Here is a 16243-nt window from a genome sequence, read left to right on the forward strand (position 1 = left end):
TGCCAGTGCCAGTGCCAGTGCCAGTGCCAGTGCCAGTGCCAGTGCCAGTGCCAGTGTGGCTGTAGCAACCCTGCTTGGGGCTGGTGCTTTACTCCGCACATCTGACGGCAGACCTGCAAGGGCATAGGAGAAAGAGCCAAGCCGTTCTGCCTTATGTTGTGGCAGGTGGCTTACGGGTAGTTTGGTAATGTTGGCTTCACGCCATAAAAAACACCGCAGCGTTGCCACTGCGGTGTTTTTTGTAATCCAGCCCATCTGGTGAGGGGCAGAGGTAAGGTTGGTTAGACCTTACTGTTCTGCGTCCACCCCGTTATGGGTCTGCGGAGCAAAGGTCCAGCCAGCGCCGTAGGGCTGCGGCATGAACAGGCCCCAGGTTGCCGTAGCGGACGTGGGGTCAGCCCAGCCGGTGGTCGGGATCGGAGCGTGGTCCAGACGGAGTTTCTGGACATCAGCAGCCGTCACGTTAGCCGGAGCCTTGTTACCCCAGGCGGAGCGGACAAAGTTGACCACATCAGCCATCTGCTGGTCGGACAGAACGCTCTTGTAGTCCGGCATGGCAACGGCGGAAGGTGCCCAGTTGGTGGGCGGCAGAACACCACCAGCCATAACAATATGGGCAATGGAGGTCGGGTCATCCCCAACAACAACCGGGTTGCCAGCCAGCGGGGGGAACATCCGGGCTACACCACCACCATCGTTACGATGGCAGGCTGCGCACTGCTCAACATAAACCCGTGCGCCCGGGTTGTTGGCCGTGTTGCCAGAATCCAGAGCCTGAGCCGTGGACGGATCGTACGTGTAATCCCCCCGTGACGGCGGAACCGGAGGCAGGGCCTTCAGGTATTTTGCAATGGCGTGCAGGTCGGAGTCCGTGAAGTACTGGGTGCTCCAGCCAACCACGTCGGCCATGCCGCCAAAGACTGCGGAGTGGTCGGTACGGCCGGATTTGAGGAACAGGAAGATGTCCTCTTCAGACCAGCGACCCAGACCCACAACCGGGTCGTTGCGCAGTGTGGGCGCAATCCAGTTGTCGATCGGAGCGCCACCGCCAAGGAAGTCCGGACCACCAGAGGCATCCAGAGCCTTTTCCTGCATGGCAAAGCCGCGCGGCGTATGGCACATGCCGCAATGCCCTGCACCCGTTACTAGGTATTCACCACGGGCGATGTCTGCATCCGTGCCCGGAGCAGGCGTAAAGTCCTTGGGTGTGGGCGCAAACATGGAGCGCCAGATGGCCAGCGGCCAGCGCATGGACAGAGGCCAGCTAATGCCTGCCTCACGGTTCTTCTGGGCAACAGGCTGCACGCCGTGCATGAAGTAGGCGTAGAGCGACTTCACATCGTCCTGCGTCATGCGGGAGAAGGCCGGGTAAGGCATGGCCGGATAAAGCGTGCTGCCATCCTTGCGGATGCCATGGCGCACGGCTTCATCGAACTCCTGCAACGTGTAGGTGCCAATCCCGTAGGTGGGGTCTGGCGTAATGTTGGTCGAGTAGATCATGCCGATGGGGGTTTTGATTGCCAGCCCACCTGCAAATTTCTGACCATTCAGTGCTGTGTGGCAAGCCACACAGTCACCAAGACGGGCGACATATTCGCCCTTTTTGATCAGGTCTTCATCCGCTCCCTGCGCATGTGCCAGGGAGGTTCCTGCCAGAAGCCCGACAGTGACCGCTCCAAGAGCGGCTTTTAGTCTGTTCATCATCATTTTTACCACTGTATCGCTTGTGTACCGAATGACGTTATGACTGCCGCTTTATTGGGGCGTAATGCCCACGACAGGGGTCTGAGGAACTCCCTGAGCGTTCTTTCGGGCATCCACTTCGCGCTGATAGGTCTCGTTCGCCCTCTTGATGAGGTACTGACGAATGGATTCGATTTCTTCAGGCTTCATGCTCGTGTCAAAACGGTCCATGCCGTAAGCGGTCAGCGCACCACGGCCCACAACGTTGTAGAATGCATCGTCATGGCGGATGGCACCGGACCAACGCAGGTCAGGGAGAACGCCCGAACCTTCGCCGTTGTCGCCGTGGCAGGTCTGGCAGTAGGTCTGGTACTGGAAGTAGCCCTTGGCAGCTTCCTTGGTGTCATATTCCGCAGGCGGCTTGACGGGCAGGAAGCCCAGTTCGTTCATGGCAGGCAGCTGGGCTTTGCCATCGAGCGAGAACACGGCCACGTAGGAGTGGTTGACGGTCCAGCCCGACGTACGGCCCATGGCACCCATGGAGATCGGGTAGATGCCACCCCAGCCCACTTCAACTGCAACATACTGCTTGCCGTTTACGCTGTAGGTCACGGGCGGAGCAATAATGCCGCTCTGTGCGTCAAACTTGTAAAGATCGGCACCGTTGGTTGCGTCGTAGGCGTGGAATTCACCGTTGGCCAAGCCCTGGAACAGCAGATCGCCGCCCGTTGCCAGAACGCCACCGTTCCATGGGCCTTTGTGGTCGATCTTCCACACGGTTTCCATTTTCACGGGATCCCATGCCAGCAGCTCGCCCTTGAGGTCCTTCAGGTAAGCGGAGCGGGCATCGGCCGAGTCAGGCAGACCGGTTTTGGTCATGTCCAGACCAAGGTTCCAGGCATCGGGGTGGGGTTTGAAGCCGCCAGCCTGGTTCTGGTAACCAAATGGAATCTGGTGTGCAGGTAGATAGACCAGATGGGTCTTGGGGCTGTACGCCATGGCCATGAAGTTATGGGCGCCCAGCGGGCCGGGAATACCGTACCAGAAGTTGCCGTTCAGGGTCCACAGGCCTTCAGGCTTGTAGATCGGGCGGCCCGTCAGCGGGTCCAGACCACTGGCCCAGTTTTCGTACACGTAGTTCTTGCCAGCCAGGAATTCACCCGTCTTGGCATCGAGCATGTAGAAGAAGCCGTTTTTGGGAGCCTGCACCACAACGTGGCGCATTTCACCATTGATCGGCACATCAAGGGTCATGACCTGCTGGACAGAGGTGTAGTCCCACTGGTCCATGGTGGTGGCCTGGAAGTGCCAGACATATTCACCCGTTTCTGGCTTGACGGCGACAATGCTGCCAAGGAACAGGTTGTTGCCAACGCCTTCGGAGCGGTATTTGTAGTTCCAGGGGGAACCGTTACCGACAGCCAGATAGACCAGATCGGACACGGGGTCATACACAATGGAGTCCCACACGGTGCCACCACCGCCCTGACGGACCCATGCCCCGTTGGGGCCCCATGTCCGGTAGGCTTTGGTCATCAGAACATTATCCGACGCAGCGTGGTCGGGTTCGTTCTTGTTGTTCGGAACCGTGTAGAAGCGCCATTTCAGCTTGCCGGTTTCCGCATCAAAAGCGGAGACAAAGCCGCGGGCACCAAATTCTGCGCCACCGTTGCCGATAAGGACAAGGCCCTTGGCAATGCGCACAGCGCCGTCAACCGTATAGGAGCGCTGCTTGCCCAGAGAGGCATCGGCAGGAATGGTGTTGATTTCCCACGCTTTTTTGCCGGTTTTGGCATCCAGCGCAATCAGGCGGCCATCGAACGTGCCAAAATAGACCTTGCCGTTCCAGTAGCCAGCGCCACGGTTAACCGTGTCACAGCAGCCCTTGTCGGCAATGTTGCCGGGCACCTTGGGGTCGTATTCCCACAGCAGCTTGCCGGTTGCCGCATCAAGGGCTTTCATTTTGGACCAGTTGGTCGTGGCATACATAATGCCGTCCACAATCAGAGGCGTGCCTTCCTGACCGCGGTTGCTGTCCAGATTGTAGTACCAGGCCAGCTTCAGGTTACCAACGTTGGAGCGGTTGATCTGATCCAGCGGGCTGTAGCGCTGTTCAGAGTAGGTGCGTCCATAGGACAGCCAGTTCTCGGGGTGCTCATCGGCATGGATGATGGCTTGTCCCGTGTCACCCTGACTGTCGGCGCGGGCAGGGGCTGCTGCGTAAGGTAGGGCAGCGGCACAGATTGTTCCAGCCGCGAGAATTCCTAGCAGCGAACGTCTCTTGGCGGAGGCGGGGCGGGTCATGCGTTCATGTCCTCGACTGTGTATCAAGATGAGGAAAAATAGAGCCGGAAATCCGGTTTCTCACACATCAGCCAAGGCGGGCGCTGTATGTCAATCACGCCAAGAGAATAGCTGCATCCCCACGTATTCGTTCCTTGTAGAGATCAGGGGTGCAAAAGGTCGGTTCCGGCGCATGCAGGAGCGGGAACGGAACTGCGGAAAGATCATGTTATAACAAATTGGAGGTGTGTGGGAAGCCATCAGCAAACTGGTATTCCGCCATCACCTCCCAAAAAGGGTTTTCACGGTTTTTTCCAGTCTTGAACACGGTGAATTCGCAAACTTCTTCTGTCTGGGCAAAGAGATGGCGGTGGGTTGCAAGCCATAAATTGCACACATTCGGGTCCACATCGGTAATGTCTGCCAGGGCAACGCCCGAGGGGAGGAGGGAGTGTGTCGAGGAGACGCCAGCCAGCCGCGCCTGGTTCCTGATTTTCACGGAAAGGTGATCTATAACAGAGGCTTCTACAGTGGCCTCCAGCATGATTCGGTTCCGTTTCAGACTCACGCCAAAACCCGTATGCCGGAGCGTTGCCGGGGCAGGCAGGTGGAGCGTGTACAGGGTCTGGTCCAGTTCCTCCCAGACCTGCGGCTGCATGCGCCCGAAGGACACAAGGGGCAGGTAAAGCAGTGGCATGGGCTTCCACTCCCGAGAGGGAAAGAAGTCCTGAAAACCATGGAGGAAAAGGCGCATCTCCACCGGGAGCGGAAGACCGGCAATAAGGTGCATATCCGGGCCTTGTGACAGGGTGCGGGAGGAAGCAGGCCGTGACCCGAACAGATTGTCGGCCGGCCTTATATTATATGACGTGTGATACCCTTGACGGAAAGGCAGGGCAGCCACAAGTATAAAGCAAAGCCAGCTTGTCTGGGTAAGGAGTGTAGAAAACCATGTCGTTTAGTAACGACTACCGTTCCCCCGCATCAGCGTCAGGCTGGAACGATCAGGCCAGTCTGGACGCTGGTCTGCGTAGCTATATGCTGCGTGTTTATAACTGGATGGCATCTGGCCTTCTGCTGACCGGGATTGTGGCGTACGTCATTGCCAATACCGGTCTGAGCGACCTGTTTTTTCAGATCTACCTGACTGCTGCGGGTCCATTGCCGCGCCCCACTCTGCTGGGTGATCTGGCCATGCTCTCCCCGCTGGCGTTTGTGCTGGTCATGTCGTTCGGGATCAACCGGCTGTCTCTTCAGGGGGCGCAAGCGCTGTTCTGGGCGTTCTGTACGGCTATGGGGGCCAGTCTGGCCAGTGTGTTCGTTATCTATACCGGGACCTCCATTGTCCGCGTGTTTCTGGTAACGGCGTGCATGTTTGGCGCGACCTCCCTGTGGGGTTACGTGACCAAGGCTAACCTCATGCAGTTCGGGTCGTTCCTGATGATGGGGCTGTTTGGGCTGGTCATTGCCGCTCTGGTCAACCTCTTCCTCAAAAGCCCGACTGTGTATTACCTCTACAGCATTGCGGGTGTGCTCGTTTTCACGGCGTTCAGCGCGTTTGATGCCCAGCGGATTCGGGTTACCTACCCGCAGTTTGCCGCATATGAAGGCCCGGAAATGACCGCCAAGCGCAGTGTTTATGATGCGCTGAGCCTGTACCTGAACTTCATCAACCTCTTTCAGTTCCTGCTGCAGTTCATGGGTGTCCGCAATTCCAGCGACTGAGAGCTCCAGAGCAGCACTCTTGGTCCTGCCAGAGGAAAGCCCGGCCAGTTATGGCCGGGTTTTTTTGTATGGGCAGTTATGCTTGGTCCGAATGATGGCATGAAAATCAAGAATGGGTGCAAAAATGGTCCTGATTTCAATTCTTTAAGTTGTAACAGGGATGTGAGATTTTGTGTGCTCTCTAACAATATGAAATTTCAGACTAAATTTTGCCATTATTGAATTTTTTGAAATATTATGAAACATTCCGTGATATGCTATTTGGGTCATCCAGCCGCCTCAAAAGTAGGCAAAAGCCATGCTCACAGCGGCTAACTGATTGTGACGAAAGGCAGATGGAACTTTTCTGACGTTTGAGAATCCCCGCGTAAGGAATAAAGTAGGCGCAATGCGTTTCCGCCGTGCATGGGGGGCTGCGCCGTAAGCAACATATTCGGGGTATTCATCTTGGATGGCCAGAATGTGTTGCTGGTGCGGAACAGAAAGGGCTCCCCATGCCGGGACGCGGTTTTTCTTGCTGTTGTCAGGCTTCTGTGGCAGCAGGGCAAAAGTCTTTGTGAGGCTAAGTTGATGTCAGAACCAAGAGGCGTGCGATGAAAAACAAGTTACTGGCGAGAACGGCGCGATTGGGCGGCCTATCGTCAGCGTTGCTGCTTGCCGGGTGCGAACTAGACGTTCTGGACCCGAAAGGCCCGGTGGGAGAGGGGGTTAAAACTCTTATTACCACCTCTGTGATCGCAATGCTGATCGTAGTGGTTCCGACCATTATTCTGACACTCTGGTTTGCTTGGCAGTATCGCCAGTCCAACACGAGTGCCGAATATCTGCCGAAATGGAGCCATTCCAACAAGATTGAAGTGGTGATCTGGGGCGTTCCGTCTCTGATTATTCTGTTTCTGGCAGTGATCACCTACCAGACCTGTCATTCTCTGGACCCCTACAAGCCGCTTGAGGCAGAAGCCAATACCAAGCCGCTGCATGTTCAGGTTGTGGCGCAGGATTGGAAATGGCTGTTCATTTACCCCGAACAGGGAATTGCAACAGTTAATCAGCTGGCTATGCCGGTCAATACGCCTGTTGATTTCGACATCACCTCTGATTCCGTGATGAACTCGTTCTTCATCCCGCGTCTTGGTTCCATGATTTATGCAATGGCAGGCATGCAGACCCAGCTTCATCTGCTGGCAAGCGAGCCGGGCGATTACATGGGTGAATCCGCCAACTACAGTGGGCGTGGTTTCTCGGACATGCACTTCCATGCCCTGGCCATGAGCAATGACGAGTTCAATGCTTGGGTCGAAAAGGTGCGTGCATCTTCCGAACAGCTGGATAGCCAGACCTATCCTAAACTGGCTGCACCGAGCGAAGCGAACCCCGTCGAATATTTCGCGCATGTTGAACCCGGCATGTTCAACACGATCGTTGCCAAATACAACAACGGCATGGTCATGGACAAAAGCACTGGCAAAATGATTCAGGTGCAGCAGTCCGCGATGTCCGACATGAATATGAAGGAATAGGATCTATGCTAGGGAGACTATCGCTTTCGGCCATCCCGTTGGATGTGCCGATCCTAGTAGGTACGTTCATCGGCGTTCTCATTGTCGGTGTCGCGGTACTGGGACTGATTACCTATTACGGCAAGTGGGGCTACCTCTGGAAAGAGTGGTTTACCTCTGTCGATCACAAGCGTCTGGCTGTCATGTACATTGTACTGGCGCTGGTTGCTCTGGCCCGCGGTTTTGCGGACGCCATCATGATGCGTACCCAGCTTGCGCTGGCTTATGCGGGTAACCCCGGTTATCTGCCCCCGCATCACTATGACCAGATCTTCTCCGCTCACGGGACGATCATGATCTTCTTCCTAGCCATGGCGTTCATGACCGGTCTGTTCAACTTCATTGTGCCGCTGCAGATTGGCGCACGTGACGTGGCTTACCCGTTCCTGAACAACCTGAGCTTCTGGATGACGGCTGTTGCGTTCATGCTGGTGAACATATCCCTGTTCATTGGTGAGTTCTCGCAGTGCGGCTGGCTGGCTTATCCCCCGCTGTCCGAAATGCAGTTCAGCCCTGGCGTGGGTGTTGACTACTATATCTGGGCAATCCAGATCTCTGGTGTTGGCACGCTGCTGACCGGTGTGAACTTCTTTGTCACCATTGTTAAGATGCGCGCTCCAGGCATGACCTGGCTGAAGATGCCCGTGTTCACGTGGACGGCTTTCTGCTCTTCCATCCTGATCATGGCAACCTTCCCCGTGCTGACGGTTGCTGTCGCCCTGCTGGGTCTGGACCGTTACTTCGGTATGCACTTCTTCACCAATGATGGTGGCGGCAACCAGATGCTGTACCTGAACCTGATCTGGGCTTGGGGCCATCCGGAAGTTTACATTCTTGTTCTGCCTGCCTTTGGTGTGTTCTCCGAAGTTGTGCCTGCCTTCTCCGGCAAGCCGCTCTTCGGTTACAAGACCATGGTCTATGCAACCTGCTCCATCATGGTGCTGTCCTTCCTTGTGTGGGTGCATCACTTCTTCACCATGGGCGCTGGTCCGGACGTGAATGCCTTCTTCGGCATCGCAACCATGATCATCTCCATCCCGACCGGTGTTAAGCTCTTCAACTGGCTGTTCACCATGTATAAAGGTCGCATCCAGTACCATGCTTGCATGTATTGGGCTGTTGGCTTCATGGTGGTGTTCACCATCGGTGGTATGACCGGTGTTATGATGGCCATCCCCGGTTCCGACTTTGTGCTGCACAACAGTCTGTTCCTGATTGCTCACTTCCATAACGTGATTATCGGTGGTGTGTACTTCGGTTACGTCTGTGGCATGAACTTCTGGGCTCCGAAGGTTCTTGGCTTCAAAATGAACGAAGCTTGGGGCATCCGCGCCTTCTGGTTCTGGCTCGTTGGCTTCTTCTTTGCCTTTATGCCGCTGTATGTTCTCGGCTTCGAAGGCATGACCCGCCGTATGAACCACTATGACAACCCGGCCTGGCATCCCTGGATGCTGATCGCTGAAGTTGGCGCAGTGCTCATCCTGTTCGGTGTTGTTTGCCAGCTGATGCAGATTTTTGTCTCCATCCGCGACTGCAACAAGCCTGAAAACCGTGACTTCACGGGCGATCCCTGGAACGGCCGTACGCTGGAATGGTCCACTTCCTCTCCTCCGCCGGTGTATAACTACGCCATTGTCCCGCATGTCAGCTCGCTTGACGCTTATATGCACGACAAGGAAAACGGCATTGATACCCGTCAGGCTGGCGGTCAGTACGAAGCAATCCATATGCCGAAAAACACGGCAGCTGGTATTTCGGCTGGTGCTTTTGCCCTGATCTTCGGTTTCGCCGCCGTGTGGTACATCTGGTGGCTGGCAGCCATTGGCCTTGTGGGTGTGATCGCTACGATCATTGCACGCAGCGCTAACAAGGATATTGACTACTATATCCCTGCCGAAGAGGTTGCCCGGATCGAAAACGAGCACACCCGTAAACTGATGGCACAGGCAGCAGAATAATGGCACAGAACACAACTGTTCCGACCGCAGGCCACGACGAACATCACCACGAAAATACGGTGGTGTTCGGGTTCTGGGTCTATCTGATGACGGACTGCATTATCTTTGGCTCCCTGTTTGCCACGTTTGCAGTCCTGCGTAACCAGTTCAACGGTGGGCCAACCCCGCACGAACTGTTCGAGTTTGGTGGGCTTGGGCTGGAAACAGCCCTCCTGCTTCTCTCTTCCATTACTTATGGGTTTGGCATGATTGCCGCCCATAAGACCCAGATCAGCTCGGTTATCATGTGGCTTGGCGTCACATTCCTGCTGGGTCTTGGGTTCGTTGGTCTGGAAGTGCGTGAATTCGCGCACATGATCGCGGATGGTGCTGGCCCCGATCGCAGTGCATTCCTGTCTGCGTTCTTCACGCTGGTTTCCACCCACGGTCTGCACGTGACGTGTGGTCTGATCTGGATTGTTACCCTGATGGTTCAGCTGATGGGGACAACTGAAATTCCGGAACGCATGATGAACAAGCTCACCTGCCTGAGCCTGTTCTGGCACTTCCTGGATATCGTCTGGATCTGTGTTTTCACCTATGTCTATCTGGCGAGCATGATCTGATGAGCAATCCGAACACATCCTCCTCGGGCGAGAGCCACGGTAGCGTATCTTCGTACCTTATCGGCTTTGTTCTTGCTGTTATCCTGACGGTTCTGTCGTTTGGTGTGGTCATGAGCCACAGCCTTGCGCCAACCGGCACGCTGGCGGTGCTTTCTGTTCTGGCACTTGTTCAGGTTCTGGTGCACCTGCACTACTTCCTGCACATGGGTGGTGGTTCTGAAGCACGTTGGAACAACATTGCGTTTGTTTTCACCGTTGCTTTCGTGTCCATCCTTATTGTCGGCACGGTCTTTGTCATGGCGAACACGTCCATGAACATGATGTCTCGCTGATATCATGGCGCTTCGCTGCTCTGGCTTAGGTCAGGGCGGCGGTCAGCAATAAAAAACCCCGGGGCTCAGGCTCCGGGGTTTTTTATTGGCCTGCTGCCGGGCAATGCTGGGGCGCTGCGCGTTGCACCGCCTGTTACCCTTTGCGAAGGTTGTACTGCGCCCAACAAAAAAGGCACCGGAAAACCGGTGCCTTTTTGTTGGTAAAACCCCTTAAGTCAGGTGGGGTTTCAGTCCTTGTGCGGTTCGGGGGAAAGAAGGTCAGCCTTGTTGGGCTTGTCTTTCCATTCCTGCGCATCAGCCGGTGGGGTGCCCTTGCGTGTAATGTTGGGCCACTGGCTGGCATATTTTGTGTTGATTTCCGCCCACGCTGCTGACCGGTCGTCGCTGTCGGGGAAAATGGCTTCGGCCGGGCATTCAGGTTCGCATACGCCGCAGTCAATGCATTCATCCGGGTTGATAACCAGAAAGTTTTCACCGGCGTAGAAGCAGTCAACGGGGCAGACTTCCACACAGTCCATGAATTTGCAGCGGATGCAGTTTTCAGTGACCACGTAGGTCATTGCCATCTCCGAAATTATCTGGCGGTCGAGTGGGGCTCGCCGCGTGGGGTCAGATGGCCAACCAGCCGGTCGTGCCACCAAGGATGGCGCAGATATGATGGGCTTTTTGCACTATGGCAACCCGCTTGGACGAAAGGGGGCACTTCAATGCCCGCAGGGCTGCTCCTACATTTGGCTCCGTAACGTGCGCAGAATGGCAAAAGGACTGTTATTTTGGGCACTTTGTAGATGTGCCCCGTGTTTTGGACGGCTGGACCGCTGTTTTCTTTTTTCTGCGTGACGTGTTGGTAAAACCATAAAAGGTGCCGGTGGCCCCGCATAACGTGGCGGTAAGGGGGCGGGAGGTTGCAGGCGGATTCCTAACCCTTTGAGCACATGGGGCAGCTCTTTTTTGCTGATCCCCAGGCGGGATGCCAGAGAGAGCGGCAAAGGTTTGGGGGTGCGGGCACACAAAACCCGCATATCCTGCATGAGGCTGGCTGCAATATCGAGTCGAACCAGCGTGTTGTGGCTGAGCAGCCAGCCAAGGCTGGCCAGCAGTGCCTGTGCCGGGGGGGCTAGTGGTGCGCTCAGACGCACGGAAACCGCACCACCGGGCAAAGGCAGCGTTATGGACTGGCCCGTGTGGATGCGGAGCAGCAGGCTGCGGAGCGCCATGGCATGGGGCTTGAGCAATGGCGAGCAGAAAGCCAGCGTGCCATGGAGCCGAATGGCCTGCCGCCGGAGCAGCAGTGCTTCCGCCGGGGGAAGAACAGGCGGTGCGGGCAGGGTGGCAACGCCGCCATTTTCGGTAACAGCATGCACAATGCCGCGGAGCAGGGGGTGGTCTGCCACAGCTTGCTCCGCACGGAAGAGCGGGCCAAGGGTGTGGGCAAGGACCGAGGCCATAAATTGTGTCAGCCGCTCGCGTATTCTGGCTTTATGGGTGGCTTCCAGAAACTCCGCATCATCAATATGGATCACCGGGTGCAGGACCGACGGGCCTTTGCGTAAATGGGCGATTGGCTCCTCACGCCACAGGATGTGGCCTGTCTGGTTGTCCAGCGTGATCTCGCTCTCCGGGGCTTGCAGAAAACGGGCAACAAGCCGGGGGATCTCACTCCGGGCAGCACGCCGTGCGGCTTTGAGAATAAGAGCTTGATCAGAGCGTGCGGCTTCGGGGTCGGGCACAAAGGCAAAGCCGCGCATATGCCCTACGTCATGCCCTTCCACACGCACTTCCCCAGCCTTGTTAATGGCGCACAGCAGGGGGGCTCCATCTGCCTCTTCCAGCCTGCGGGCCAGACTGGCGGCGCGTTTGTCCACAAACCGGCTGGCCAGCCGCTCATGCAGGGCATCGGAGAGTGTGTCTTCGAGCATGCGGGTATGGCGCTGCCAGTGTTGGGCGTTTTCCACCCAGTCGGGGTGGGCTGCAACATAGGACCATGTGCGAATACCCATCAGGCGGTGCATCAGGTCTTCTATCTCGCCACCGGTATGCTCCAGACTGGCGAGGCGCCCTTTGAGCCAGCTGGAAGGCAACTGCCCGTCTTTGGCCAGAATGCTAAACAACTGGCCACATAGGCGGATATGGCTGTCCAGTCCCAGTTTGCGAAAATCCGGTATCTGGCAGATTTCCCACAGCAGGCGGGTGTGTGCGGTGGTTGTGGCCAGTGTGCGCACGGCAGGGGTTTGCATAAGTGCGCTAAGCGTCTGCATGTCGGCTGCGGGTTCGGCAGGGCGCAGCTTGGGGTGTGGGGTCTTCTGGCACAGGCTGGCATACAGGGCTTGCGGGGAGGTAAAATCGAGCTTGCTGCTACGCCACCACAAAAAGGGAAGAGGCTCAAACTTGTGGGTTTCCACGGCCTCGGCCATGGCCTCTGGCAGAGGGGGGCACTCCCCGGTGGTGCCAAATGTGCCATCGCGCGTGCCACGGCCTGCGCGCCCGGCAATCTGGGCGATTTCCGCCGGAGCCAGCATGCGGTGGCGCTGTCCGTCAAATTTGGACAGGCCCGCAAAGGCAACATGGTCGATTGTCATGTTCAGCCCCATGCCAATGGCATCGGTGGCGACCAGATAATCCACCTCGCGGTTCTGGTACAGTGCGACCTGCGCGTTGCGGGTGCGGGGGGAGAGCTGGCCCATGACCACCGCACACCCACCCCTTTTGCGCCGGATCAGTTCGGCAATGGCGTACACTTCGGCCATGGAAAAAGCGACAATGGCCGTGCGGGGCGGCAGGCGCGACAGGCGGGTGTGGCCAGTATGGCTCAGGCTGGACAGGCGCGGGCGGGTTTCAATGCTAATGTCGCGGATCAGGCTGCGCATGAGCGGGGCAATGGTGTTCGCTCCAAGGAACAGGGTTTCGGACCGGCCGCGAGCGTTGAGCAGGCGGTCGGTAAAAATATGGCCACGCTCGGGGTCGGCACAAAGCTGGATTTCGTCCACCGCCACAAAGTCCACCGGGCGGTGCATGGGCATGGCCTCAACCGTGCAGGAGAACCAGCGCGCCTGCGGAGGAATGATTTTCTCCTCCCCCGTAATCAGCGCAACCGAGCGAACCCCTTTAAGCCGCACCATGCGGTCATAGTTCTCGCGCGCTAGCAGCCTGAGCGGAAAACCGATGACACCGGACGCGTGTGCCAGCATCCGCTCTAGCGCCAGATGTGTTTTGCCGGTGTTGGTCGGGCCCAGAATGGCACGGACCGGAGCCTGATCTGCGCACTGGGCTGCGTGCAGGGCAAGAGCCATCTGGCGGGGGGGAACCTTCATGCCGTGTATGGTCCGCTGCCCGCGCCTGAAAAGCAAGTCGGCAATGCGTGCAGCCTCCCCCGTTGCATCATGCAAAAGGGAGGCGCAGGGTGCGGGCAGAAGGAGGAATGCCATGCCTATTCATGATCTGGACTGTCTGAGCGTTGCGCGCAGGCGGAAGACTCTGTGCACCGTTTATGCCGTGCGGGCCTGTGAGCGAGAGACATGGGTGGCATTGGCAGGGGAGGCGGCGGTCAGCTTTGCCCAAAGCTGCGGCTTTGTCGCGCGGGCAGGCCAGCTTGTGCTGGTGCCCGGTCCCGGGGGCAAGGTGCAGGCGCTTTTTGGCCTGCCTGAAAAAAAGACCACGCCGCGCGACCCGTTTATATTCGGCAAGCTGGCACAGGACCTGCCCGCAGGGGACTGGACCGTGCAGACACCAGATGATGTGGCGCGGGATGATGTTATTCTGGGCTTTTCTCTGGGCGCATACCGCTACAGCCTGAAAACCGAAGAGCAGGGGGAGCAGCCCCGGCTTGTGGTGACGGCGACCGAGCGCAAGGGGCTGGCCGCGCAGATGGCACGGGCTATCTGCTTTGCGCGTGACCTGATCAATACCCCTGCCAACCTGCTGGGGCCATCCGAGCTCGCACGGGAGGCCAAGACGGCACTCCGCCCGCTTGGGGCAGAGGTCGAGGTCATCAAGGGCACAGCGCTGGACGAGGCTTATCCGCTGCTGGCGCATGTGGGTAATGGTTCGCAGCGTGGGCCCAGAGTGGTCGTGGCCCGCTGGCACGGCACACACGCCGGCAAGGATGCACCGCTGATCTCCCTTGTTGGTAAAGGTGTGTGCTTTGATAGCGGGGGGTATGACATCAAACCCTCCAGCGGCATGCTGCGCATGAAAAAGGATATGGGCGGGGCAGCGACCGTGCTGGCGCTGGCTTATCTGGTTATGGCGCAGGACCTGCCCGTGCGGCTGGAACTGCGGCTGGGATGTGTGGAAAACAGCGTATCCGGCCATGCCATGCGCCCGCTGGACGTTATCCGGAGCCGCTCGGGCTTAACGGTGGAAATTGGCAATACCGATGCCGAAGGGCGGCTGGTGCTGAGTGACCTGCTGCACGAGGCAGGTGAGAGCGCGCCAGACCTGCTGGTGGATGTGGCAACCCTTACAGGCGCTGCCCGCGTGGCGCTGGGGCCAGACCTGCCTGCCCTGTTCTGCAACAACGACTCCACGGCCATGCTGTTCGCGGAGGCGGCAGAGCACGAGGCCGACCCCCTGTGGCGTCTGCCGCTCTGGCAGGGTTATGCAGGCTGGCTTAAAAGCACGGTGGCGGACCTGAACAATATTGCCTCCCGGCCCATGGCAGGAGCTGTTACAGCCGCGCTGTTTTTGGAACATTTTGTAAAACCAGACCAGCGCTGGGTGCATATCGATAGTTATGCCTGGAATGATTCCAGCAGACCCGGACGGCCAGAAGGCGGGGATACTCCCGGAATTCGTGCACTTTTTCGTGTAATCCGTTCTCTTTGTGGAACGAATCGGACGCAAAAGAGTTAGGGTTTTTACAGACCACTCTGGCGTAATATTTTTTTGTGACAGCGCTTTAAAAAATCGTTTCGGTGTCTATATAAAGCGCATCAGATTCATTCCGGTTTGCATATGGGCCGGAAAAACACAGCCGGGCGGGCCAAAGCTCTGGTCCCCGGCACAAAAGGAAGTTGAACGTCATGGCACAGGCCGCAGAAAAGGCAGAGGATCTGGTCAAGACCCTGCGGGATACCATTGTTGCACTGGTGCGCGGAGAAGGGCCGGACCTGTCCGCCCGTCAGCTCGCTGTGTTCCTGACCTGCTATCTGGATGAAAGCGGGCATACAGTGCGCGGTCTGGCGGCAAGCCTGAACGTGTCCAAGCCTGCCATTACCCGGGCACTCGACCGTTTGACCGAACTGGATCTGGCACGCCGCAAGGTGGACCCGCTGGACCGCCGCTCCGTGCTGGTGCAGCGTACCCCTAAGGGCGCTTCCTATCTGAAGGAAATTCGCTCCATCATGGGCACGACCGCGCATGATGTGGCCCAGAACACCCAGCAGGAAGAAAAAGTGGCAACAGTGCGTCGCCTGCGCCGCGTTGCGGCTGCCTGATCAGCCAGCCTGCACGTTTTATACACGCACGTATAAAGGTTGCCGTGTTGCGGGTCTCGTACTCTTCCAGAAAGGGGGCGGGGCTGTAATCGGCAACCTTTTTGCATGGAGGGCGTTGTTGTTCCTGACCTGTGTCAGATGTTTTCAACCTTCAGGTTGCTAACAGTCTTCTGGACACGCCTGTAAAGGGAGCTGTTCCATGCGTTTTTCTTCTTTTGTTGCCGCGGCTACTCTGGCTGTCTCTGTTGCGGGCGTACCTGCCGCATACGCCGCCGATGCCATGGGCGCACCCACCGCCAAAATTACCCTGACTGCTAAATCGGCCGATATTGGGCTGGGCTATACGTGGGGCGAGGGTAAGCTGACCTATGGCGGCAAAACGCATGCCTTTTCCATTACCGGCGGGACGATTGCCGCTGTCGGTTTTTCCAAGATCGAGGGAACAGGCACGGTTTATAACCTGCACCGCCTGAAGGATTTTAGCGGCACCTATGCTGCAGCCCATGGCGAGGCCACGCTGGGTCAGGGCCTGGGTGGGGCTGTGCTGGAAAACAAGAATGGTGTCCGGATCAAGATCGAGACCATCTCGCAGGGGGCGCGGCTTGCCGGTTCTGCTCAGGGGCTGACGTTAACACTCAAATAACCGCTTGCCGGGGTGTGTGG

At 57.5% G+C, this 16243-nt stretch carries 14 protein-coding genes; 8 read left to right on the forward strand and 6 right to left on the reverse strand.

Features of this window, described 5'->3' with window-relative positions:
• From HK20_RS00005 to HK20_RS00020, 4 genes are all read right to left on the reverse strand, one after another.
• Positions 1-255, reverse strand: a 255-nt coding sequence (locus tag HK20_RS00005; RefSeq protein WP_143296429.1) for a hypothetical protein, incomplete at its 3' end; no start/stop codon positions are given.
• Positions 256-288: 33 nt separating this feature from the next.
• The gene (locus HK20_RS00010) at positions 289-1707 is read right to left on the reverse strand and encodes a cytochrome c (RefSeq protein ID WP_086645062.1); all 1419 of its coding nucleotides are present in this window, start codon (positions 1705-1707) and stop codon (positions 289-291) included.
• A gap of 48 nt (positions 1708-1755) precedes the next feature.
• Complete coding sequence (locus HK20_RS00015) at positions 1756-3987, reverse strand: PQQ-dependent dehydrogenase, methanol/ethanol family (RefSeq protein ID WP_086645063.1); 2232 nt, start codon at positions 3985-3987, stop codon at positions 1756-1758.
• A 208-nt stretch (positions 3988-4195) separates the two neighbouring features.
• Positions 4196-4663 (reverse strand): hypothetical protein, encoded by a 468-nt coding sequence (locus HK20_RS00020; RefSeq protein ID WP_143296430.1) that lies wholly within the window; start codon positions 4661-4663, stop codon positions 4196-4198.
• Positions 4664-4917: 254 nt separating this feature from the next.
• Here HK20_RS00020 and HK20_RS00025 point away from each other — a divergent pair, with 254 nt between their 5' ends.
• From HK20_RS00025 to cyoD, 5 genes are all read left to right on the forward strand, one after another.
• Positions 4918-5691 carry a Bax inhibitor-1/YccA family protein gene (locus tag HK20_RS00025; protein WP_086645065.1) on the forward strand — a complete coding sequence of 258 codons (774 nt, stop codon included), beginning with the start codon at positions 4918-4920 and terminating at the stop codon, positions 5689-5691.
• A 593-nt stretch (positions 5692-6284) separates the two neighbouring features.
• Positions 6285-7211, forward strand: a complete 927-nt coding sequence (gene cyoA, locus HK20_RS00030) for a ubiquinol oxidase subunit II (protein WP_086645066.1) — start codon at positions 6285-6287, stop codon at positions 7209-7211.
• A gap of 5 nt (positions 7212-7216) precedes the next feature.
• Complete coding sequence (gene cyoB, locus HK20_RS00035; protein WP_086645067.1) at positions 7217-9208, forward strand: cytochrome o ubiquinol oxidase subunit I; 1992 nt, start codon at positions 7217-7219, stop codon at positions 9206-9208.
• A complete protein-coding gene (cyoC, locus tag HK20_RS00040) occupies positions 9208-9813 on the forward strand; it encodes a cytochrome o ubiquinol oxidase subunit III (RefSeq protein ID WP_086645068.1) in 606 nt (201 codons plus the stop codon). The genes cyoB and cyoC overlap by 1 nt, the downstream gene beginning before the upstream one ends.
• Positions 9813-10145, forward strand: coding sequence for a cytochrome o ubiquinol oxidase subunit IV (gene cyoD / locus HK20_RS00045; RefSeq protein WP_086645069.1), 333 nt, complete (start codon positions 9813-9815; stop codon positions 10143-10145). Before cyoC ends, cyoD begins: the two co-directional genes overlap by 1 nt.
• A gap of 227 nt (positions 10146-10372) precedes the next feature.
• On the opposite strand, the gene fdxA is transcribed toward cyoD, so the two are convergent.
• A complete protein-coding gene (gene fdxA, locus HK20_RS00050; RefSeq protein ID WP_086645070.1) occupies positions 10373-10705 on the reverse strand; it encodes a ferredoxin FdxA in 333 nt (110 codons plus the stop codon).
• Between the two features lie 165 nt (positions 10706-10870).
• On the reverse strand, positions 10871-13456 hold the full coding sequence (locus HK20_RS00055) for a helicase-related protein (protein WP_086645154.1): 2586 nt from the start codon (positions 13454-13456) through the stop codon (positions 10871-10873).
• 112 nt (positions 13457-13568) lie between these two features.
• Here HK20_RS00055 and HK20_RS00060 point away from each other — a divergent pair, with 112 nt between their 5' ends.
• From HK20_RS00060 to HK20_RS00070, 3 genes are all read left to right on the forward strand, one after another.
• Positions 13569-14996 (forward strand): M17 family metallopeptidase, encoded by a 1428-nt coding sequence (locus tag HK20_RS00060; RefSeq protein ID WP_086645071.1) that lies wholly within the window; start codon positions 13569-13571, stop codon positions 14994-14996.
• Positions 14997-15166: 170 nt separating this feature from the next.
• Complete coding sequence (locus HK20_RS00065) at positions 15167-15580, forward strand: MarR family transcriptional regulator (RefSeq protein ID WP_086645072.1); 414 nt, start codon at positions 15167-15169, stop codon at positions 15578-15580.
• A 199-nt stretch (positions 15581-15779) separates the two neighbouring features.
• The gene (locus HK20_RS00070) at positions 15780-16223 is read left to right on the forward strand and encodes a hypothetical protein (protein WP_086645073.1); all 444 of its coding nucleotides are present in this window, start codon (positions 15780-15782) and stop codon (positions 16221-16223) included.
• Positions 16224-16243 lie beyond the last annotated feature (20 nt).

Origin of the sequence: Acetobacter sp. DsW_54 (assembly GCF_002153575.1) — a bacterium.
In the GTDB taxonomy this organism is placed as follows: domain Bacteria; phylum Pseudomonadota; class Alphaproteobacteria; order Acetobacterales; family Acetobacteraceae; genus Acetobacter; species Acetobacter fabarum.